The sequence below is a fragment of the Mesorhizobium sp. M1396 genome (genome assembly GCF_040317725.1).
Lineage (GTDB): Bacteria > Pseudomonadota > Alphaproteobacteria > Rhizobiales > Rhizobiaceae > Mesorhizobium.
Genome location: NZ_JAMYLA010000033.1, coordinates 1 through 20,957, shown reverse-complemented (window position 1 = coordinate 20,957; position 20,957 = coordinate 1). Strand labels below are relative to the sequence as shown.

At 61.9% G+C, this 20,957-nt stretch carries 21 protein-coding genes, 2 tRNA genes and 1 pseudogene; 11 read left to right on the top strand and 13 right to left on the bottom strand.

Features of this window, described 5'->3' with window-relative positions:
• Positions 1-59 precede the first annotated feature (59 nt).
• Complete coding sequence (locus NKH02_RS21225; protein WP_352881187.1) at positions 60-815, bottom strand: NYN domain-containing protein; 756 nt, start codon at positions 813-815, stop codon at positions 60-62.
• A gap of 400 nt (positions 816-1,215) precedes the next feature.
• On the opposite strand from NKH02_RS21225, the gene NKH02_RS21220 reads away from it, so the two are divergent.
• A complete protein-coding gene (locus tag NKH02_RS21220; RefSeq protein ID WP_352881186.1) occupies positions 1,216-1,398 on the top strand; it encodes a hypothetical protein in 183 nt (60 codons plus the stop codon).
• Between the two features lie 132 nt (positions 1,399-1,530).
• Here NKH02_RS21220 and NKH02_RS21215 read toward each other — a convergent pair.
• A tRNA-Tyr gene (locus tag NKH02_RS21215) sits at positions 1,531-1,615 on the bottom strand.
• 202 nt (positions 1,616-1,817) lie between these two features.
• On the opposite strand from NKH02_RS21215, the gene NKH02_RS21210 reads away from it, so the two are divergent.
• A complete protein-coding gene (locus NKH02_RS21210; protein WP_352864520.1) occupies positions 1,818-2,675 on the top strand; it encodes a TrmH family RNA methyltransferase in 858 nt (285 codons plus the stop codon).
• 88 nt (positions 2,676-2,763) lie between these two features.
• Here NKH02_RS21210 and NKH02_RS21205 read toward each other — a convergent pair whose 3' ends face one another.
• The 3 genes from NKH02_RS21205 to gcl form a co-directional block, all read right to left on the bottom strand.
• Complete coding sequence (locus NKH02_RS21205) at positions 2,764-3,648, bottom strand: 2-hydroxy-3-oxopropionate reductase (RefSeq protein ID WP_352881184.1); 885 nt, start codon at positions 3,646-3,648, stop codon at positions 2,764-2,766.
• A 228-nt stretch (positions 3,649-3,876) separates the two neighbouring features.
• Complete coding sequence (otnI, locus tag NKH02_RS21200; protein ID WP_352881182.1) at positions 3,877-4,674, bottom strand: 2-oxo-tetronate isomerase; 798 nt, start codon at positions 4,672-4,674, stop codon at positions 3,877-3,879.
• A gap of 13 nt (positions 4,675-4,687) precedes the next feature.
• On the bottom strand, positions 4,688-6,469 hold the full coding sequence (gene gcl, locus NKH02_RS21195; RefSeq protein ID WP_352881181.1) for a glyoxylate carboligase: 1,782 nt from the start codon (positions 6,467-6,469) through the stop codon (positions 4,688-4,690).
• A gap of 214 nt (positions 6,470-6,683) precedes the next feature.
• Here gcl and bhcR point away from each other — a divergent pair, with 214 nt between their 5' ends.
• Entirely contained in the window at positions 6,684-7,505 is an 822-nt protein-coding gene (gene bhcR, locus NKH02_RS21190; protein ID WP_352881180.1) for an HTH-type transcriptional regulator BhcR, read from the top strand.
• Positions 7,506-7,906: 401 nt separating this feature from the next.
• On the opposite strand, the gene NKH02_RS21185 is transcribed toward bhcR, so the two are convergent.
• From NKH02_RS21185 to NKH02_RS21175, 3 genes are all read right to left on the bottom strand, one after another.
• On the bottom strand, positions 7,907-8,215 hold the full coding sequence (locus NKH02_RS21185; RefSeq protein WP_352864510.1) for a BA14K family protein: 309 nt from the start codon (positions 8,213-8,215) through the stop codon (positions 7,907-7,909).
• A 427-nt stretch (positions 8,216-8,642) separates the two neighbouring features.
• Positions 8,643-8,837: a hypothetical protein gene (locus NKH02_RS21180; protein ID WP_352881178.1), complete on the bottom strand. Its 195-nt coding sequence runs from the start codon at positions 8,835-8,837 to the stop codon at positions 8,643-8,645.
• A 200-nt stretch (positions 8,838-9,037) separates the two neighbouring features.
• Positions 9,038-9,202 carry a hypothetical protein gene (locus NKH02_RS21175; RefSeq protein WP_352864508.1) on the bottom strand — a complete coding sequence of 55 codons (165 nt, stop codon included), beginning with the start codon at positions 9,200-9,202 and terminating at the stop codon, positions 9,038-9,040.
• Between the two features lie 155 nt (positions 9,203-9,357).
• Here NKH02_RS21175 and NKH02_RS21170 point away from each other — a divergent pair.
• A tRNA-Thr gene (locus tag NKH02_RS21170) sits at positions 9,358-9,433 on the top strand.
• A 52-nt stretch (positions 9,434-9,485) separates the two neighbouring features.
• On the opposite strand, the gene NKH02_RS21165 is transcribed toward NKH02_RS21170, so the two are convergent.
• Together NKH02_RS21165 and NKH02_RS21160 are read right to left on the bottom strand one after the other, a co-directional pair.
• Entirely contained in the window at positions 9,486-10,055 is a 570-nt protein-coding gene (locus NKH02_RS21165) for a DUF2569 family protein (RefSeq protein ID WP_352881176.1), read from the bottom strand.
• A gap of 128 nt (positions 10,056-10,183) precedes the next feature.
• The gene (locus NKH02_RS21160; protein ID WP_352864271.1) at positions 10,184-10,798 is read right to left on the bottom strand and encodes a TetR/AcrR family transcriptional regulator; all 615 of its coding nucleotides are present in this window, start codon (positions 10,796-10,798) and stop codon (positions 10,184-10,186) included.
• 91 nt (positions 10,799-10,889) lie between these two features.
• Between NKH02_RS21160 and NKH02_RS21155 the strand changes: the two genes are divergently transcribed.
• The 7 genes from NKH02_RS21155 to NKH02_RS21125 all read left to right on the top strand — a co-directional run bounded on the left by NKH02_RS21155 (position 10,890) and on the right by NKH02_RS21125 (position 18,609).
• On the top strand, positions 10,890-11,981 hold the full coding sequence (locus NKH02_RS21155) for a polyamine ABC transporter substrate-binding protein (protein WP_352881174.1): 1,092 nt from the start codon (positions 10,890-10,892) through the stop codon (positions 11,979-11,981).
• A gap of 13 nt (positions 11,982-11,994) precedes the next feature.
• The gene (locus NKH02_RS21150) at positions 11,995-12,861 is read left to right on the top strand and encodes an ABC transporter permease (RefSeq protein WP_352881173.1); all 867 of its coding nucleotides are present in this window, start codon (positions 11,995-11,997) and stop codon (positions 12,859-12,861) included.
• Between the two features lies 1 nt (position 12,862).
• Positions 12,863-13,645, top strand: coding sequence for an ABC transporter permease (locus NKH02_RS21145; RefSeq protein ID WP_352881171.1), 783 nt, complete (start codon positions 12,863-12,865; stop codon positions 13,643-13,645).
• Entirely contained in the window at positions 13,642-14,706 is a 1,065-nt protein-coding gene (locus tag NKH02_RS21140) for an ABC transporter ATP-binding protein (protein ID WP_352881169.1), read from the top strand. The genes NKH02_RS21145 and NKH02_RS21140 overlap by 4 nt, the downstream gene beginning before the upstream one ends.
• A 2-nt stretch (positions 14,707-14,708) precedes the next feature.
• On the top strand, positions 14,709-15,470 hold the full coding sequence (locus tag NKH02_RS21135; RefSeq protein ID WP_352881167.1) for an MBL fold metallo-hydrolase: 762 nt from the start codon (positions 14,709-14,711) through the stop codon (positions 15,468-15,470).
• 564 nt (positions 15,471-16,034) lie between these two features.
• Entirely contained in the window at positions 16,035-16,808 is a 774-nt protein-coding gene (locus NKH02_RS21130) for an NAD kinase (protein ID WP_352881165.1), read from the top strand.
• A 202-nt stretch (positions 16,809-17,010) separates the two neighbouring features.
• On the top strand, positions 17,011-18,609 hold the full coding sequence (locus NKH02_RS21125) for a DEAD/DEAH box helicase (protein WP_352864254.1): 1,599 nt from the start codon (positions 17,011-17,013) through the stop codon (positions 18,607-18,609).
• Positions 18,610-18,726: 117 nt separating this feature from the next.
• Here the strand turns inward: NKH02_RS21125 and NKH02_RS21120 are convergent.
• From NKH02_RS21120 to NKH02_RS21110, 3 genes and pseudogenes are all read right to left on the bottom strand, one after another.
• Positions 18,727-18,864 (bottom strand): annotated as a pseudogene (locus tag NKH02_RS21120) (LysR substrate-binding domain-containing protein); the annotation flags it as partial.
• Between the two features lie 100 nt (positions 18,865-18,964).
• Positions 18,965-19,873 carry an ankyrin repeat domain-containing protein gene (locus NKH02_RS21115; protein ID WP_352864251.1) on the bottom strand — a complete coding sequence of 303 codons (909 nt, stop codon included), beginning with the start codon at positions 19,871-19,873 and terminating at the stop codon, positions 18,965-18,967.
• Positions 19,874-20,048: 175 nt separating this feature from the next.
• The gene (locus tag NKH02_RS21110; RefSeq protein WP_352864248.1) at positions 20,049-20,654 is read right to left on the bottom strand and encodes a hypothetical protein; all 606 of its coding nucleotides are present in this window, start codon (positions 20,652-20,654) and stop codon (positions 20,049-20,051) included.
• Positions 20,655-20,957 lie beyond the last annotated feature (303 nt).

Here is a 20,957-nt window from a genome sequence, read left to right as displayed (position 1 = left end):
CGCCGTTGGCACGGGCGGCGGCGCTTCGTTGCGAACGAACGATCGACCACAACACCCGCTTATCGGCGAGCTTTCGACCTCGCCTGCCTGGCTGCCGCCGGCTTAATACGAATTCGCAACGATCCACCCTCGGGATGGTCAATCTCGAAAGAATTCGTTTTCCGCACGAGATCACTTAGTTTCCGAAACCCGAAGGTCCGCGGATCAAAGTCCGAGGCCAGGTTGGCGAGTTGCGTGCCGACAGCACCGAGTGGGACCCAACCGTCCTCGCTCTCCATCTGCGCGATGACTTTCGAAATGATAGGCGTAGCGGCGCTGGGAGACTGAAGCGGGTTCGCGGCCCGGCTTGTGTCCCCGCTATTGGCATGCGTCGTTGCAAGCAGGTTCTCCGTGTAGACGAATTTGCGGCAGGCCTGGCGAAAACTCTCCGGGGTCTTCTGCTCGCCGAAGCCAAACACGTCGATCCCCTGCTCGCGGATACGTGCCGCGAGACGAGTGAAATCGCTATCCGACGAAACCAGGCAGAAACCGTCGAAGCGGCCGCTGTGAAGCAGGTCCATTGCATCGATCACCAGGGTGATGTCCGATGCATTCTTTCCCGTTGTGTAGGCAAACTGTTGTTGTGGGATGATGGCATGCTTCGAGAGGATATCGGCCCAGCCTTTGGAACGGACACCGGAGAAGTCGCCATATATGCGGCGGACGCTTGCCTCGCCGAGCTTGGCGATCTCTTCGAACAGGCCATCCGCGATCTTGGACGACGCGTTGTCGGCGTCAATGAGAACAGCGAGACGAGGAGAACGGATCTCAGGCATTGAATTTCTCCTGCACATAAGGCCTTCATGTCGATCCTGTGGCGTGGACCGGAGGCTCTTCATTCTCGTCGGGATTGGGCAGCGGAGTTTCGTCCGGCGGCCCTTCCGGTTCGGGCTCCTCGATCGGTTCGGGCTTCCACGTAGGATCCGGCATGGGCACATCGCGATTTGGGTCGGGTTCCTTTGGCAGAGGCATCGAGATTATCTCCGTTTAGCTGGGACAACCCGTCCGCCTGGCCATGGTTCCTGGCAAAACCCTCACTGTTCTGATTCATGACTCAGTCGGGATCGCGCATGGCTGGTAGTCGCGACGAGGCATCGGCGCTCGCGTTTTGCAGATCTTTCGGAACCGGTCCGATTTTCAAGCCGTTGTCTTGGACAGCGATCGAGGAGAACCGCCATGAAGGACAAGGCAGCAGATTCCGACCACACCTTGCCGCAGGTTGCCATCGACGACCAGGTGCGACAGCTGGCCGTCACGGCCGATTTGCCGTCAAACCAGGCCCGCGAACTGGTGCGCCGTCACGGCAACGATCCCAGGAAGCTCGAAGAGCTGGCGAAGTCGATCAACGCAGCGAACTGAACCTGTCGGATTGAAGCTGGCGATCCGCGGCTTTCAGTGAAGTATCGGGTTTCAGGAAGTGCGGGCCAACCCGAAAAGCGCCACGCACTTTTCGGTTCGATGCTTCGCGTTTCAGGGCTTCCGGGCCGGCAGTGGTGGAGAGGGTTGGATTTGAACCAACGTAGGCATAGCCAACGGATTTACAGTCCGTCCCCTTTAACCACTCGGGCACCTCTCCAGTCTGCCGCCGGAGCCATGCAACGAGGCATCAACGCGTTGTGACCGCCTCAGCAGCCTTCCGCGAAGCGCCTTATGGCGGCACCGCCCAAAACTGTCAACCGCAAGATCCCGTCAAAACGCGCTGAATTTCGTCTGCCATCCGGCAAGCCGTTCGATGCGGCAGTATCCATTGCCGCGCGACACGGTTATAGAAGCCGGTTATGAGCAACGACAGCAATTCCAAGACGCCCAAAGACACCCATTACGCCAAGCTGCGCCGCGCCTATCGCGACGAGAAAAGCGGCGGCGCGCCGGCGTTCAGGCCCCGACAGCCGGTTCCGCCGGGCGAAAATGCCGCGGACGGCCTGGTGCGGCTCTATGGCTTGCACACGGTGCGGGCGGCACTCGACAATCCGCGCCGCAAGATCCGGAAGATGCTGGTGACGCGCAATGCGGCCGAACGCCTGGAAATCGCCGATCTCGCCGCCCTGCCCTTCAAGGCGGAGCTGGTCGAGCCCAGGGACATTGACAAGATCACCGGCTCGGACGCCGTGCATCAGGGTGTGCTGATCGAGGCCGAGCCGCTGAGACCGAAGCGGCTTGATGCACTTGGTGATGCCAAGCTGGTGCTGGTGCTCGACCAGGTCACCGACCCGCACAATGTCGGCGCCATCCTGCGCTCGGCGGTCGCCTTCGGCGCCGGCGCGCTGATCACCACGGCGCGCCACAGCCCGCAGGAATCGGGCGTGCTGGCGAAATCCGCCTCCGGCGCGCTGGAGCACATCGACCAGATCGAGGTGAAGAACCTCGCCGACGCGCTCGGCCAGTTGCACGAAGCCGGCTTCCGCACCATCGGCCTTGATTCGGACGGCCCAGCGGAACTCGAAAAGAGCTTTGCCGGAGAAAAGATCGCCCTGGTGCTGGGCGCCGAAGGCAAGGGGCTGCGCCAGAAGACGCGCGAGACGGTGACGACGCTGGCGCGGCTCGACATGCCCGGCGCGATCCATTCACTCAACGTATCGAACGCCGCGGCGATCAGTCTCTATGTGGCGCGGAAGTTCTTAGCGAGTAGCGAGTAGCGAGTAGCGAGTAGCGAGTAGCGAGAGTCGAATCCCGGCTATCCGTGGCTGCAATCCCTATTCGCTATTCCCTACTCGCTATTCGCTTCTAACCTACCTCATGCGCGGCCATCCGCTCCAGCGCCCTGACCAGAGCCGAATGATCTTCCCTGGCGCCGCCATTGGCCGCGCAGGAGTTGAACAGCTGCTGGGTCGTCGAGGTGTTGGGCAGCGACACGCCGAGCGCTTTCGCGCCCTCCAGCGCCAGGTTCAAATCCTTCTGGTGCAGTTCGATGCGGAAGCCCGGCGCGAAGGTGCGCTTGACCATGCGCTCGCCATGCACTTCCAGAATGCGCGAAGCCGCCAGCCCGCCCATCAGCGCCTGCCTGACCTTAGCCGGATCGGCGCCGGCTTTCGATGCAAAAACAAGTGCTTCGGCGACAGCTTCAATGGTCAGCGCGACGACTATCTGGTTGGCCACCTTGGTGGTCTGGCCGACGCCGTTCGGGCCGACCAGCGTGATGTTCTTGCCCATCTTCTCGAAGACAGGTTTTGCACGCTCGAAGGGCTTTTCCTCGCCACCGACCATGATGGTCAGCGACGCCGCCTTGGCGCCGACTTCACCGCCCGAGACCGGCGCGTCGAGATAGTCGCAGCCCAGTTCGTTGATCTTCCTGGCGAATACCTTGGTCTCGATCGGCGAGATCGAGCTCATGTCGATGACCAGCTTGCCCTTCGACAAACCGGCCGCGACGCCGTTCTCGCCGAACAGCACGTCGGCCACCTGCGGTGTGTCCGGCACCATCAGGATGATGATCTCGGCCGCCTTGGCCACGGCGGCATGGCCGGTGGTGGTTTTTAGGCCCTTGGCGACGAGATCGGCAGGCGGCTTGGAGCGATGGTCGCTGGCGATGACCTTATGGCCGGCGTCCAGCAGATGCCCCGCCATCGGCGCGCCCATGATGCCGAGGCCGATGAAACCGATGGTTTCCATTGTGGTTCTCCGTCTCTTGATAGGCCGAGCTCTGTCACGCCCCCCTCTGTCCTGCCGGACATCTCCCCCACAAGGGGGGAGATTGGATGTCATCGCTGCCTTCGCCAATTTTCGAGCGTCAGAAAATCGAAGGCCGGCGCCGAAGCTGCCGATCTCCCCACCCGTGGGGGAGATGGCCGGCAGGCCAGAGGGGGGCGCGAAGGAACGCGACTTCTACTGCGATAGCCGCTACGCCGCCGCGCTGCTCTTCCCGCTCAGTTCCCTGAACCACCCCAGCCCGGCCTCGGTCCCTGCCTTCGGTTTGTATTCCGCCCCGATCCAGCCGGAATAGCCGATGCGGTCGATGTGCTCGTAGAGGAAGGGGTAGTTGATCTCGCCCGTCCCCGGCTCGTGACGGCCGGGATTGTCCGCAAGCTGGATATGCGCGATGCGGCTGAGGTTAGCCTCGATTGTACGGGCGAGATCCCCCTCCATGATCTGCATGTGATAAATGTCGTATTGCAGGAACAGGTTCTTCGAGCCGATACGGTCGATGAGATCAAGCGCCTGGTCGGAGTGTGTGAGGAAGAACCCCGGAATGTCGCGCGTGTTGATCGGCTCGATCAACAGCCTGATGCCGGCCTGCTCCAGCTTCTCCGCCGCGAAGGCGAGGTTTTCGGCAAAGACATCCTCCAGCACCTTGCGGTCGGCCCCCGCGGGCGCGATGCCGGCCAGGCAATTGACCTGCTGGCAGCCGAGAGCCTGCGCATAGGCGATCGCCTTGGCGATGCCCTGGCGGAATTCCGGCACGCGGTCCGGCAAAGCGGCAATGCCGCGCTCGCCCTTGCCCCAGTCGCCCGCCGGCAGGTTGAAAAGCACCTGGGTCAGGCCGTTCTTCTTCAACCGGGCTGCGACGACATCGGGCGCATGGTCATAGGGGCCGATATATTCGATGCCCTTGAAACCGGCGCGGGCGGCGGCATCGAAACGGTCGAGGAAATCATGCTCGCCAAAGAGCATCGAAAGGTTGGCTGAAAAACGCGGCATTCTTTCTCTCCTCTTAGTCGAGCATGACGATCGCGGTCGGCGCGTCTTCCTGATGCTCGGCAAGGTCCTCGAATTCGGTGATCTTGTCGATCTCGGTGCCCATGGAGATGTTGGTGACGCGTTCGAGGATGAATTCGAGCACGACCGGCACCCGATGTTCTTTCATCAGCCGCTGGGCCTCCTTGAACGCGGCGGCGAACTCTTCCGGCTTGCGCACCCTGACCGCCTTGCAGCCCATCGCTTCGGCAACCGCAACGTGGTCGACGCCATAGCCGGCCTCCGGATCGCCTGATCGGTTGATGTTCTCGAAGGCGAGATCGACCTCGAAATCCATCGAAAACCCGCGCTGCGCCTGGCGGATCAACCCGAGATAGGCGTTGTTCACGACGACATGGAGATAGGGCAGCTTGTGCTGCGCGCCAACGGCCAGTTCCTCGATCATGAACTGGAAATCATAGTCGCCAGACAGCGCCACGATGGTGCGGTCGGGATCGGCGGCGCGAACGCCAAGCGCCGCCGGCAAGGTCCAGCCGAGCGGGCCGGCCTGGCCGCAATTGATCCAGTTGCGCGGCTTGTAGACATGCAGGAACTGCGCGCCGGCGATCTGCGACAGGCCGATCGTGGTGACATAGGTGACGTCGCGGCCGAACGCCTTGTTCATCTCCTCGTAGACGCGCTGCGGCTTCAGCGGCACCTGGTCGAAATGCGTCTTGCGCTTCATCGTCTTCTTGCGGGCCTGGCACTCCTTCGCCCAGCCGGACCAGTCGCGCAGCTTTCCGGCCGTCTTCCACTCGGTGGCGACGTCGAGCAGCATCTTCAGTGCCGCACCCGCATCCGACACGACGCCGAGGTCCGGCGCGAAGACGCGGCCGATCTGGGTGGGCTCGATGTCGACATGGACGAATTTTTTGCCCTTGGTGTAGACGTCGACCGAGCCGGTGTGACGGTTGGCCCAGCGGTTGCCAATGCCGAAGACGAAGTCGGCCTCCAGCATCGTCGCATTGCCATAGCGGTGCGAGGTCTGCAGCCCGCACATGCCGGCCATCAGCCGGTGGTCGTCGGGTATCGCGCCCCAGCCCATCAAGGTCGGGATGACCGGCACGCCTGAAATCTCGGCGAATTCGATGAGCAGATCCGACGCATCGGCGTTGATGATGCCGCCGCCGGCGACGATAAGCGGCTTTTCCGCGGCGTTGAGCATAGTCAGCGCCTTTTCGGCCTGCACGCGCGTCATGGCCGGCTTGAACGGCATCAGCGGCTCATAGGCATCGATGTCGAATTCAATCTCGGCCAGCTGAACGTCGACCGGCAGGTCGATCAGCACCGGGCCGGGCCGCGACGAGCGCATCAGATGAAATGCCTTCTGCAGCGCCATCGGCACCAGATAGGGCTCCATGACGGTGACTGCCCATTTGGCGACCGGCGCGGCAATGGCTGATATGTCGACGGCCTGGAAATCCTCCTTGTTCAGCCGCGCACGTGGCGCCTGGCCGGTTATGCACAGGATCGGAATGGAATCCGCGGCCGCCGAATAGAGCCCGGTGATCATGTCGGTGCCGGCCGGACCGGAGGTGCCGATGCACAGGCCGATATTGCCAGCCTTGGCGCGGGTATAGCCTTCCGCCATGTGCGAGGCGCCCTCGACGTGACGGGCAAGAACGTGGCGGATGGTGCCCCTCGCCTTCATCGCCGAATAGAACGGGTTGATCGCCGCGCCCGGCACGCCGAAAGCGCAGGAGATGCCTTCCTTTTCGAGAATGAGAACCGCGGCATCGACAGCGCGCATCCTGGCCATTTTCAGCCCTCCATAGGGTTTGTCGTTGTTGGATTGGCCAAGGATGTCAGCAAGCAGGCTATTTTTCAATTTTTTCAGAATATTTTTTCATTTCTAGAAAACGGCTCCTATCCCTTGATTTTATTGGATCTTCTGTTTTCCAGGAATTCACCCCTTCGATCGGATGAAAAACTTTTTCATTGCCCGTTTGGCGAAATCGGCTGAGAATGGCGCCATGGAAACGACCGAAAAACGCCAGCGCGGCCGGCCGCGCGCTTTCAACGGGCCATCGGAGCCCAGCTCGGTGCAGTCGCTCGATCGGGCGCTGCGCATCCTGGCCATCGTCGCGGAGGGCAGCGGGCTGTCGCTAAGCGAGATATCAGCGCAGAGCGGCTTGGCCGCCTCGACCGCCTACCGCATGCTGACGACGCTGCAAAACCACGGCATGGTCGAATTCGACACCAGCGACCAGCTGTGGTCGATCGGCGTCGAGACCTACCGCATGGGCGCGGCGTTCCTGCGCCGCCGCAAACTGGTCGACCGCGCCCGCGTCGTCATGCAGGAGTTGATGGAGAGAACCGGCGAGACCGCCAATCTCGGCGTCGCCGAGGATGATTGCGTCGTCTTCGTCAGCCAGGTCGAGACGCATCAGGCGATCCGCGCCTTCTTCCGGCCGGGCACGCGCAGCCCGTTCCATGCGTCCGGCATCGGCAAGGCGGTGCTGGCCCATCTCGAGCCGGAGCGCGTCGGAACCATCCTGCGCAAGGCCGGCCTGCAGCGCTTCACCGACAGGACGCTGTCCGACATTTCGGCGCTGGCCCACGATTTGGCACGAATCAAGCTGCGGGGCTGGTCGGTCGATGACGAAGAGCGGCACCCCGGCATGCGCTGCGTGGCGGCGGCTATCTTCAACGAATTCGGCGAGCCGATCGGTGGCGTGTCGGTCTCCGGGCCGACCGTGCGGTTGACGCCGGAACGGCTGGCCGAAATCGGGCCGCTGGTGCGCGACGCCGCGGCCGAGGTGACAAGGATGATCGGCGGGGTGAAGGCGATCTGATGATAGCGACGCCTCTACAACCACGAAGGGCAACTTCACGTAGTCACGCGCCAAGATCACCACGCCGGACGGCGCGGGCCGCTTTGCGAGGCCGGCTGTCGGAGGTAGTCGCTTGAGGTTCGCGCTGCCCCTCATCTGCCTGCCGGCATCTTCTCCCCGTATAGTGACGGGGAGAAGGACGATGTCTAAACGATTTCGCCAATCTCCAACGCTGCGAAAAAGTGCGGAGTGCCGCGGCTAGCGTCCTTCTCCCTGTTTTACGGGGAGAAGATGCCGGCAGGCAGATGAGGGGCGGCGCCAACGTTGGCTGTCGATCAATTCGACAAGGGCCTTGCCCCCAACAGCGAAAAGAGGGGCGGCGGGGGCGCCCCTCTTTTAAGGGATTGAAACGCCTCCTCCTCTCAGAGACGACAGTAGTGGCGATAGCCGTCGTGGCCGATATAGGTGTCGGAGTCGACGTCGTAGCTCGCGTAGCGATCGTAGCAGCGACGGACGTGCCATGAGCCGCCGTCCTCGTCGACATAGACGGTACGGGGCTGCTGGGAGAGCAGGCTGCCCAGCACGAAACCGCCAACGCCGGCGGCAATGCCGATACCGATTTCGCGATTGTGGTGATGGCTGTGAGCAGCCGAAGGCTGGACGGTGCCGAGCAGCGTGCTGGCGGCGACGGCGGTGGCGATGACGCCGGAAACGAGTGTGCGTGTGAACATGACGATCTCCTTGCTTCGTTGACCGAGGCGATCCATCCGCCTCTTGATCATCTGTCGTCGCGGCAAGGAAAAAGGTTCGAATCTTTTTTCGATTTTCTTGGGACCGAGGTCATGCTGACGGCGACCTGCAGGAGTTTGGCGAGGACGTTGATGCGGCTGATCTCCCCCCTTGCGGGGGAGATGCCCGGTAGGGCAGAGGGGGGTGCTGTCCATCCGACCTGTCAATCGATCGTAGCCGCGTCTTCCACTCAGCCTTGTTTCAAGAACAAGCCTGAACTCAAGGGATGGCGATCCTTCACACCCCCCTCTGTCCTGCCGGACATCTCCCCCGCAAGGGGGGAGATCGGCAGCTTTTGCCGTCCCACTTCACAACGCCAACGCAAAAAGGGCGGCCGAAGCCGCCCTCTTGGAAGAATGGGCCCCTCCATCAAAGGAAAATGATCACCCTGCCATGTCTGTGGTGATGATGGTGCTTCCACCAGAACTTCTTGAAGTGCTTGTTGTGATGGTGATGATGATGGCCGTGCATGCCATGGGCGGACGACGTGCCGACGGTGCCGGCGAGCGCGCCGGTGGCGACGAAAATGGCGACGAGGCCTGACGTAAGAGTGCGCTTGAACATGATGATCTCCTGGATCCTTGATCGAGGCGACCCATTCGCCTCTGACCATCAGTCGGCGCGGCGTGGGGAAAGGTTCGAAAGGTTTTGGAGATTGGAGCGAATAGTGAGTAGCGAATAGCGAGTAGGGAAAGGCAGGGACACCAAGGAATCCCTCGCACCCCATTCCCTACTCCCTATTCACTATTCGCTACTCGCTCTTTTCACATCCCCGTGACATGGCGCAGCCAGAAGGCGAGCGCGATGAAGCCGATGATGGTGGTGACGCCGGTCCAGTCGACATTGGCCTTCTTCACATCGTTGATGATCTTCACCAACAGCATCCAGGCCACGAAGATGATCGGGAGAATGATGACAAATCTGATCATGCGGCACCCCTGCTCGAAGCGATTGCACCGTTTCCATATGTAGGAAGCAATCAGGCGCTTTTCAGGATGCCCTCCCCCGACAGCCCATGCGACATGCCGGGTAAAACGGAGTTTTGTCTTTACTGGCGCAACAAATATGCTAACCGGAGCGCCGTGCCCTTGTAGCTCAGCTGGTAGAGCAGCGGTTTTGTAAACCGAAGGTCGGCGGTTCGATTCCGTCCGGGGGCACCAGCTCCGATCGACGACTACCCGAGAGCCAGAGCCTTCCGGGCGCCCCGATATCCTATGACGCGCTCGCAATTTGGGCGGATACCCCAACCCTGGTGAACGTGTTGCGTACCCTGACGGATTTGTAGACGTAAGCGACCCAGAGTCCGGTAAGGACAAACGAGACTATCGGCGCCGCAAGCGCGCCTCCGGTGACCACTTGCCCGACCGCAACCCCGAGAGCAGCGGAAACCCAGGCAGCGTCCAGGATGAAAACCACCGGGATTGCAAGCCACTGGATGAGAAACAACTGCTTGAACCAAGAGCTCCGCCTCAGCATGGCAACCAGCACCACCAGTTGAAGCACCAGAAATGCCAGCAGCAAAGCAATCTCACCATAGACTACCATGGGTCCATTCGGCACCAGCATGAGTTGGTTGTAGCCATCGCTCGAGGAACCCAATACGAGAAGTGTGCGCAGCGGTGACAATGCCTGGCCGATCGCCAGCAGCATCAACCAGCCACCGATGCCTACAAGAGTCTCAGGATTCTGTGATGGCTTCGTGGCTGATCGAACAGCAAAGAAAACAGGCACGCCGATCAACAGCAGCACGATCGCCCAATGCCAGATGGAAAACGACCCCATTTACCTCTCCCCCTTATTTATGCCCTTCTAGGTTGTATCAGATTTCAAACTCAACTCAAGAGGCGAGCCTCGTCTGAAACCAGGTTTTATGCCGAAGCGACGATTTCTCCTGTCTGCTCCTGACTCCCTCACGCCCCGATCGCCGCCACCAGTATCCTATTCTGCCTGCGTATCGCCGCGCGCAGCTCCGGGATCTTCGCCGCGTCGCGCTTCACGAACTCGATGAACATCATGTTCATGTTGTTGAAGATCAGTTCGCCGAGTGCTGCCCCGTCGATGTCCTGCCGCACCAAGCCAAGCGTCTGCAGGCGGGCGATCAGGGCGCGGATCTGTTCGGTCAGCGCACGGTCGAGCCCGGTGTAAGCCTGACCGAACGGGCTGTCGGGCAGTTGCGTCGAGATCGCCATGGCCTGCCGCCACATCTCCTTGCTGAGATAGTGCAGCGAGTGTTCGATGTAGATGCCGATCAGCGTGTCCAGCGCATCGCCGACATTGGCCGGCGGCCTGGCGACGACCCCCTGCCCGGCATTGAGCACCTCGTTGACCTCCAGCGAGACGATGGCGCCGAGGATGTCGCCCTTATTCTGGTAGTAATTGTAGATGGTGCCGACCGAGACCTCGGCCTGGGCGGCTATCGCCTCGATCTTGGCGCCCTCATAGCCGGCCTCGCGAAACAGCTCCGCCGCCGCCTCGATGATGCGCCGGTGCCGATCCGCCTTTTGCCTTGCCCGCAGTCCGCTCATCCCGGCCTCTTGCCATAAAAACAGAATTGACTCAATTTTAGAATTGGTTCAATTTTTTGCAAGAAGCCATAAAGGCAAGGGAGAACACTCGATGTCCGCTAAACCTACATCCAGGAATCCGCTTTCCATTCTGAAGAGCCATCTGCATGCGGCCTGCGCCGCCACCGCGCTGCTGCTCGGAGCCGGCAGCGCGGCCCAGGCCGCCGACCTCAACGCGCTGATCTGGTGCGATCATGCCGATCCGGCGCTGCTGCAGCCGTTCGAGGAGGCCAACAACGTCAAGGTCAACGTCAAGGAATTCGAGGGCACCGGCGCCGGACTGGCCATCGTCGAACAGTCGCAGCCGGGCGACTGGGACGTGATGGTGATCGATAGCATCGACATACCGCGCGGCGTCGAAAAGGGCCTGTTCGAGCCATTGCCGGAAGACAAATTGCCGTTGGCCGACCTGTTTCCGCAGGTGAAGATGGACGGCTCCACTGTCGTCGGCGGCAAGCGTTACGGCGTTACCGAAAAGTTCGGCTACAATACGATCGGCTACAACAAGACCAAGGTTGATCCGGCCGACATGCAGTCGATGGCAGCGCTGACCGGCGACAAGTACAAGGGCAAGGTCGCCATCTACGACTATTATCTGCCGGTCATCGGCATGGCGGCGCTCGCCATCGGCAAGAAGACGGCCGATCTCACCGAAGCCGACCTGCCCGCCCTCAAGGACGAGCTTCTCAAGATGAAGGCCAATGCCAAGCTGGTCGGCGAAGTCACCGCCAGCCAGACGGCGCTGGCGACCGGCGAAGTCGACATTCTGGTCGGCGGCGGCGAATGGGTGACAGCGGGGCTGGCCAAGGAGAACCCGGCGCTGGACTTCTCCATTCCGAAGGAAGGCGCGGTTCTATGGTCGCAGTCGCTGGCCATGTTCAAGGATTCCAAAAACAAGGACATGGCGCTGAAATTCATCCAGTACATCATGAGCCCGGAAGGCCAGGCGCGGCTCGCTACCTCGTCCTGCTACTGGGGCATGCCGGCGAACACCAAGGCGGCGCTGACCGACGAGCAGAAAAAGATCCTGCGCTTCGACGAGCAGCCGGGCTTCCTGGCGCGGGCCCAGGCCTACCCGGCGCCCAACGCCGATCTCGACAAGAAGATGCAAGACATGTGGACCGAAATGCTGCAGGCAAAATGAACGGATATCGCTCATGAGCACGTCGGCAAAGAACGGGCATGCCCTGCCCCGGGCGGGCCGTGCCCTGCCCTGGGCACTGGTCACGCCGGCGCTCGGCTGGACGCTGCTGTTTTTCGTGCTGCCTTTCATCGCCATGGGGTTTTCCAGCCTCACGGCGCATGAAGGCGGTGGCCTCACGCTGTCCAACTACAGCCAGTTCTTCACCAACCCGTCCTACTGGCAGGCGATGGTGAACTCGCTGCAGGTGACAGCGATCGTCACCGTCGTCTCGGTGCTGCTCGCCTATCCCTTTGCCTGGATCCTGGCCGAACAGGTGCCGGAACGCTGGCAGCGGCTGGCGCTGATGCTGGCCGTGCTGCCGTTCTGGACCTCCTACGTCGTGCGCTCCTACTCCTGGCTGCTGGTGCTGGCGCAGAACGGCGTGGTCAACCGCGCGCTCACCGGCTCGGGCCTGTTCAGCGAGCCGCTGCAACTCGCCAACACGCGTTTCGCCACCGTCACCGGCTTCGTGCATTTCTTCGTGATGCTTTTGACGCTGACGATCTTCGCCAATCTGAAGCAGTTGAGCCCAAGCTACCGCAAGGCCGCCGCCGATCTCGGCGCCGGGCCGGTGCGCACCTTCCTGCATGTCGTGCTTCCGCTGACCTTGCCCGGCATCATGGTCGGCGCCTTCCTCACCTTCGTGCTGTGCATCGGCGACTACATCACGCCTCAGATCCTGGGCGGCAACAACGAGCTTCTGATGCCGCAGCTGGTGATGATGCAGATCGGCCGGCGCGGCGATTTTCCGCTGGCCTCGGCGCTGTCGATCATCCTGATGGCGGTGGTCACCATCGCCTACCTCGCCTGCGCCCGCTGGCTGAAGATCGAGCGGGCCTGAGATGCGCAGGATCGTCCGCATAGCCTCCTGGCTCTACGCCGTCCTGATCTACGGCTTCATCTTTCTGCCCGTGGTCGTGCTCGTTCTGTTTTCGCTGCAGGCGACGTCGTTTCCAATCCCGCCCTTCACCGGCCCGTCGCTGCGCTGGTACGACGCGGTTCTCTCTGACGTCAGGCTGACCTCGGCGCTGGTCAATTCGCTGCTGGTCGCGTCCATCTCGTCGCTCGCCGCCGTCACGCTCGGCTTCCTCTCCGCCTGGGGTTTTGCGCGCTTTGTCCTACCCGGCTCCGGCCTGCTGCGCGGGCTGATCACCCTGCCGCTGACGGTCAGCTACCTCATCATCGGCATGGGGCTCCTGGTGCTGTTCAACTGGGCCGGCGTGCCGAAGTCGCTGCTGGCCGCCGGCATCGGCCATGTCGTGATCAACCTGCCGCTGTGCTTTGCCATCATCTACAGCCAGATGGGCGACCACCAGATCAACATCGAGCGCGCCGCGCGCGACCTCGGCGCGCCGGAATGGAAGGTGCTGCTGCTGATCACCATGCCGGTCATGGCGCCTGCCATCTTCGCCGGCTTCTTCCTGTCGATGACCTTCTCGTGGGACGAGTTCGTCATTTCCTTCCTTTTGACCCGTTTCGACACAACGCTGCCTGTCGAAATCTGGAACCTGCTGCGTTCCGGCCTCAATCCCAAGACCAACGCGGTCGGCTCGCTGGTCTTCGCCGTCTCGATCGTGCTGGTGGTGCTGTTCGAACTGACATTGCTGCGAAGGAGAAAGGCATGACCGCGCCTTTGGTCGATATAAGCTCCGTCTCGCACCGCTTCGGCCAGCACACGGTGCTGAAGAAGGTGTCGTTGCAGATCGAGCCCGGCAGCTACACGATCCTGCTCGGACCCTCGGGCTCCGGCAAGACGACGCTGCTGTCCATTCTGGGCGGCTTCGTCACGCCCAGCGAAGGCAAGGTGTTCATCCGTGGCGAGGACTGCACGTCCGTGCCGCCGGCCAAGCGCCCGACGACGACGGTGTTCCAGGACTACGCGCTGTTTCCGCATATGAGCGTCGGCGGCAATGTCGGTTTCGGCCTGCGCATGCAGGGCGTCGACGGCGCCACACGGGCGGCAAAGGCACGCGAGGCGCTGGCGCTGGTTGGACTGGCCGCAGCCTTCGACAAGAAGCCGCATCAGCTTTCCGGCGGCCAGCGGCAGCGCGTGGCGCTGGCGCGTGCGCTGGTGATCGAGCCGGCGGTGCTTCTGCTCGACGAGCCGCTCGGCGCGCTCGACCTCAAATTGCGGCGGCAGATGCAGGATGAATTGAAGGCAATCCAGAAGCGCGTCGGCACCGCCTTCATCCATGTCACCCACGACCAGGAAGAAGCGATGGCGCTGGCCGACCATTGCGTGGTGATGAATGACGGGCGCATCGAGGACGAAGGCCCGCCCGAGCGCGTCTATGCGCGGCCGGCGACGCGCTTTTCCGCCACCTTCATGGGCGAGAGCACGATCCTTGCCGGCACAGTCACGGAGGCCGGGGACCTGACAAGCACTGTTGCGACGCCGGTCGGGCCGGTTTCACTGCCCAGCACGTTGCCGGCGGGCTCCGCCGTTGCGCTGGCCATACGGCCGGAGCATCTTGTCCTCGGCATGGCCGTAGGCACCGTACAGCTCGGCTCCGCCAAGGTGAGCGATGTCGTCTTCCAGGGCAGCTTCAAGCGCGTGCTTGCGGCTTCCATCGAAGATCCCCCGGTGTATTTCATCGCCAAGTTGCCCGCTACAGCGACCGTCCAGCCGGGCGACACGGTCGCGATTTCCTGCGATACCGACCAGATCATCCTGCTGACGGATTGAACATGGGTACGCTTGCGCTCATCGACGCTCCCGACTGGTACGAGACCATCCGCATGAGCGATGGCGTGACGCTGATCCATGAGCCGTGGATCAAGCCGTTCTTCCGCTGCAATATGTGGCATGTGCGCGGCCGCGACCGCGACCTCCTGTTCGACACCGGGCTTGGCCATTTCAGCCTCCGGCGTCACGTGCCGCTGGTGAGCGAGCGCAAGCTCATCTGCGTCGCCAGCCACACGCATTTCGACCATATCGGCTGCCACCATGAATTTCCCGATCGCTGTGTGCACGCGGCCGAGGCTCAAATCCTCGCCGATCCGCGCAACGAATGGACGGCCGCCGGCACCTACGCGACGGACGAGATGTTCGATGGCATGCCGCGAGGCTGGGACACGGCGCGCTACGGCATTGCGCCCGCACCCGCCGGCCGCTTGCTCAACCATGGCGATGTCGTCGATCTCGGCGACCGTGCCTTCGAGGTGATCCACACGCCCGGCCATTCACCCGGCGGCATCGCGCTCTACGAAAACAGGACGGGCATCCTGTTATCCGGCGACATCATCTATGACGGCCCGCTGATCGACGATGTCTACCACTCGGACATATCAGACTACATGGCGACACTCACGCGCCTGCGCGACCTCGATGTCTCGGTCGTGCATGGCGGCCATTTCCCGAGCTTCGGCAAGGTGCGCTACCGCCAGCTTGTCGACGAGTATCTGGAACAGAAGCGGCAAGCCGGCTGTCATCTGCGGCAGGGTTCATAGCTGAGTTGAGCGTGATTTCCTCGATCAGCACGCGCTACTCGGTCCGGCGATCCGTTGGCGCAGCGGTTGGAACGTCCGCAGCCGGTTTCGCTTCCAGCCAGAAACGACACGCCTCGCCAAGTCAGGTCCGAGTTACAGCGCCCTTTGCGGGCATGGCGCCCCGGCGGCATCACCACAGCGCGACGCCGTGGGCTGAGGTCGGAAGCTCGTCTCTTCGGACTGGCGCACCAGTTCGGCAAAGAGAAGCGCGAAGCTTCCCAGCATCAGAAAGACGATGATCAGGCGTGTTACCGGCAATATGTCGGCCTCGACTGGCTAGCCCCCACGCCACCCATCCACTGCCGGCTAACATGACCGGTCCGGCTTTACGAGAGTTTAAAGCCGGTCTTAACCATCACATTCGAGTAGCCTTTGACATGATGCGCGAACGGCAGGCCGCATCCCGCCGTTGCGCGGTCGCCTCGACGCGCGCGGCTCTCTTTGCAGACACGGCCCGCCCATGCTACCCCGGCGCTGGCGCGGCCCGGTAACCGGCCGCCGCCAATGGGTCGTCATCGGGAAGCCATGAGCACAGCCGCCAGCCGCATCGCCTTCGTCTCGTCCGACACCGCTGACGCCAAGGCGGCGCTGGAAAGCCTGTCGGCGCGCTATGGCCAGTCCTCCGTCGAGGATGCCGGGATCGTCGTCGCGCTCGGTGGTGACGGCTTCCTGCTGCAGACCCTGCGCGACACGATGGGGACCGGCAAGAAGGTCTACGGCATGAACCGTGGCACCATCGGTTTCCTGATGAACGAGTACCGGTTCGGCGGGCTCACCGAGCGGATCGCGGCCGCAGTAGCCGAAACGATCCGCCCGCTGGAGATGCTGGCCGAAACCTCGGAAGGCGAAACGCTTTCGGCGCTGGCGATCAACGAAGTGGCGCTGTGGCGGCAATCCTATCAGACGGCCAAGATCCGGATCACCGTCGACGAGCAGATACGGCTCGAGGAACTGAGCTGCGACGGCGTGATGATCGCGACGCCGGCCGGGTCCACCGCCTACAATCTCTCCGCGCACGGGCCGATCCTGCCGCTCGATGCGCCATTGCTGGCGCTGACCCCGGTCAGCCCGTTTCGCCCGCGCCGCTGGCGCGGCGCGCTGCTCTCCAACAAGGCGACCGTGCGCTTCGACATTCTCGAGCCGGAAAAACGGCCCGTGAACGCCGCCGCCGACCATACGGAAGTCAAGGCGGTGACCTCGGTCACGGTCAGGGAATCGCCAACAGCGACGGCGACGTTGCTGTTCGATCCCAACCATTCCTGGAACGAACGCATCCTCGCCGAACAGTTCCGTTACTGAGCCGGCGCGGCGAACTGCACGGGGGTTAAGTATCCCGATTAAGGTTACAACTTCACAATCGCGCCAATCACGGCCGTTTCTGTTGACAAATCGAGGGCTTGCTCCTAATTGCAATACCAATCTTGCAGGCGCGTGGCGCTTGCCGCGACAGACGTCGTTAGACGCCGTTGCGCTTCCCCGAACCAGCCAAAGACAACAACAATTGTCCTCAGACACCACGACCGCTCCAGAAGCGTTGACCTTTTCAGACCTCGGCCTGTCGCCGAAGGTTCTTTCCGCAGTCACCGATGCCGGCTACACGCAGCCGACACCGATCCAGGCTGGTGCCATCCCGCACGCCTTGCTCGGCAAGGATATTTTGGGCATCGCCCAGACTGGCACCGGCAAAACGGCTTCCTTTGTGCTGCCAATGCTGACCCGCCTCGAAAAAGGCCGGGCTCGTGCCCGCATGCCGCGCACGCTGATCCTGGAGCCGACGCGCGAGCTCGCCGCACAGGTCGAAGAGAATTTCATCAGATACGGCAAGAACCACAAGCTCAACATCGCGCTTTTGATCGGCGGCGTTTCGTTCGATGAGCAGGACAAGAAGCTGGAGCGCGGCGCCGACGTGCTGATCGCGACGCCCGGTCGCCTGCTCGACCACCGCGAGCGCGGCAAGCTGTTGCTCAACGGCGTCGAGATCCTCGTCATCGACGAAGCGGACCGCATGCTCGACATGGGCTTCATCCCCGACATCGAGCGCATCTGCGAGATGATCCCGTTCACCAGGCAGACGCTGTTCTTCTCGGCGACGATGCCGCCGGAGATCACCAAGCTCACCGAAAAGTTCCTGCATGCGCCGGTGCGCGTCGAGGTTTCCAAGGCCGCGTCCGCGGCGACCAACATCATCCAGCGCCTGGTCAAGTCCGGCTCCAAACCATGGGACAAGCGCGAGACCTTGCGAAACCTGATCAAGGCCGAAGATGCGGAGCTGAAGAACGCCATCATCTTCTGCAACCGCAAGGTCGAGGTGGCGGAGTTGTTCCGCTCGCTGCTGAAGTATGATTTCGACGCCGGTGCGCTGCATGGCGACATGGACCAGCGCGCGCGCATGCAGATGCTGGCCAATTTCCGCGACGGCAAGCTGCGCTACCTAGTCGCCTCCGACGTCGCCGCGCGCGGTCTCGACATCCCCGATGTCAGCCACGTCTTCAATTACGACGTGCCGATCCATGCCGAGGACTACGTTCACCGCATCGGCCGCACCGGACGCGCCGGGCGCTCTGGAAAATCCTTCACCATCGCGACCAAGTCGGACACCAAGTACATCGACGCCATTGAGCGGCTGATCGGCAACAAGATCGAGTGGCATGACGGCGACCTGTCGACAGTGGTCGCCAGCGAAGGCGAGGACGATGCTCCGCGCCGCGGCAAAGGCGCGCCGCGCCGTGCCGGCCGCAAGGACGACGACCGCAAGGACCATGATCGCAGGGAAAAGGGCGGCGAGCGCAAACCACGCGAACGCCACGCCAGGCACAGCGAAGAAGCGGCACCGGAAACGGTACGCGAGGATCAGCCGCCAGCCGAGGCCGCGGTCGCCGACATCGGCGAACGCCGCTCGCGCAAGGAAGCGATCCGGTCGGAAAACACCGAGCGCAAATCATCCGATCGCAACGAGCAGCGCGCACCGGAACGCGGCGACACCAGGCCGCAGCGCGACAGCAACCGCCCTGCCCGCCAACGCCATCAGGAAGACAACGATTCGACCGTCGGCTTTGGCGATGACATGCCGGCCTTCATGAAGATCGTCGCCAAGGTCTGATACGACGGCGCTGCGCGTCTTTTTGGACGCGCAAAAGTAGCCATTTGCGAAAACGACCAGCCGGCTGGAAGGTGCGCCGAATACGACGTGCCGTAAAGCACCCAGGCATTTCGCCTGCCAGCCGGAATCCGGCAAGTGGCCGATTCGTATCGTCAAATCGAGGCCCTCGGCACCGAGATCGACAAATCCGTCGGAAAGCTGGAGGTCAACCTCGACCCGAGGATGGGTCCGCATGTAATCGGCGATTACCGGCACGAGGAAATCCGGACCGAACAGAATTGGTGCGCTCACGCGCAGGATGCCTGACGGCTCCGATCGCTGGTTGCGGATCACAGTACCCGCCAGACAGGGGCAATCAATTGTCGGGAAGCGGCATTGGTGTGTCACTCAAGGTCCGCAGGTAAGCGATGAGGTCTGCTCGCTGCTTCTCGTCCCGCAGACCCGGGAAAATCATATCTGTTCCGGGCAAAGCGAATGCCGGATTTGAGATAAAAGAATTGAGGTCCTCAAAGGTCCAAGTGCCGCCGGCTTCCTTTATGGCTGACGAATACGGGACATCGCTTTGTGAGGCCTTCGGCCGCCCTACGACGCCCCACAGATTGACCCGTTTGGGAATCTTGAGGCTCGGTGATGCAAGATGACAGGCCCCGCACGTTCCGTCGAAAATTTCCTTGCCCGATTCAGCGCTTGCCGATGCAAGTCGAGCCGAAATCGACGCAATGGCCGGTCGTCCGGCGCCATGACTGCGCAAGTAAGCCACGACGTCGTCGTGACCCCTGAGCTTGGCCAAATGTATGGGCGGATTTCCATTTGATGTCAGTGCGTTGACCTCTGCCCCGGCGTCCACAAGATGGATGACGCACTGAAGGCAGCCATTTTCGGCAGCCACGTGCAGCGGCGTCTGCGCTTTCGCCACCCGATTTGGATCGGCCCCATTGTCGAGCAACAGCTTCACGATCTCGGCGTGCCCAGCCTTGTTGGCGGCGTAGAGTGGCGTTCTTTGCCAGCTGACGGGCAGGTTGACGTCCGCGCCACGATTGATCAGAAGTTTGGCTAACTCGACATTTCCGCCTTCGCAGGCGATGTAGAGCGCCGTAACGCCGTCAATTTCGTTAATCGCGGCGCCTTTGTCCAAGGCGGAAGTCACCGCCGCGACGTCGCCGTTCCTGACAAGATCACCTAAGTGGCTCGCCTGGGCGGGCAGTGTAAAAAGCCAAAGGACGCACGAAGCCGATATCGCCCAGATGCGCGCCCGCTTTATCATTGTATCCTCCCTGATGAGAGTCCTGACGGGCTTGCCCTTGGAATTAGGGCTTGCTGGCGGCCGACATGGCAACGGTAGCCTAGAATGGCCGCTTTCGCCTCGGAGGCAGACTAAATGTCTGATCCAAGCATGCCCGTTTATGAGTTCACGCGCGCTAGCCAGCCTGGCTCGCCCTTTACATCGGTCCAGGCATCATCTTGGTCGGTTTCTCCAGCATCGGAAATTCGGCCTTGCTGCATTTCACGTTCGGGTTCGTCGGACTGAACATCCCGTTCGGGTTGTCCGTCAGCCAGGCGTGAAGATCGTAGTGCACGAACTCCCGCGGGATGAGCGGATAGTGCCCCTCCATCGGTCCCATGAAGGTTTGGCCGAAAAGCTTCGGGGGTTCCTTGATGTCTGGTGTCAGAGGCACCAGCCATTCCACGCCCACCAGGTGCAAGCCCTTCTTGGTCGGTTCGTAAATCAGCACATTGGGGTGCATCGGGTCGAGTTTTTGGCCAATACTCGGGACGTTGACGAAATGGATACCCATGGCGCCTTTCGGGTAATCCATCGCACCCGCTATCTTTTCTCCGCTGTAGTAGACGCAGCCGACTGTCGACAGATAGAGGTCGCGGACGGCTGCGGTGTAGTCCTCATATTTGGCCAGCGACTTTTTCAAGGCATCTATGTCGGCCTTGTTGACGTCCTCGGCCCGAGCCGTGGCTAGGCCCAACCATGCGCTCATCAGGCTTGTTAAAGTAAGGACGCCGCAGCGCCCAAGGCTGGCTGTTCTTGGCATGCATTCCTCCCAGATTTTCTCATCTGGCCGTGCAAGACCCGAGGCGGAAAAAATGCTGATTGCGCGGCCAGTTACACCGCCTCATCCCCTACGGAACGGCGACGATGGTATTCCTTTCCGTGGTTGCGGGGAAGTTTTTATTTAGCAATAACTAATATTCCGGTGCTGATCCGAAGAGCGCCCATAACAGCTCGAACAAAAACGGCCCCAACGCGGGGTAATGCAGTTCACTTAGGCACCTTCAGTGTTCTGACAGGATATTTGGCTGGTAGCCTTTTGACGACACGGGGGCATGATCGCCCC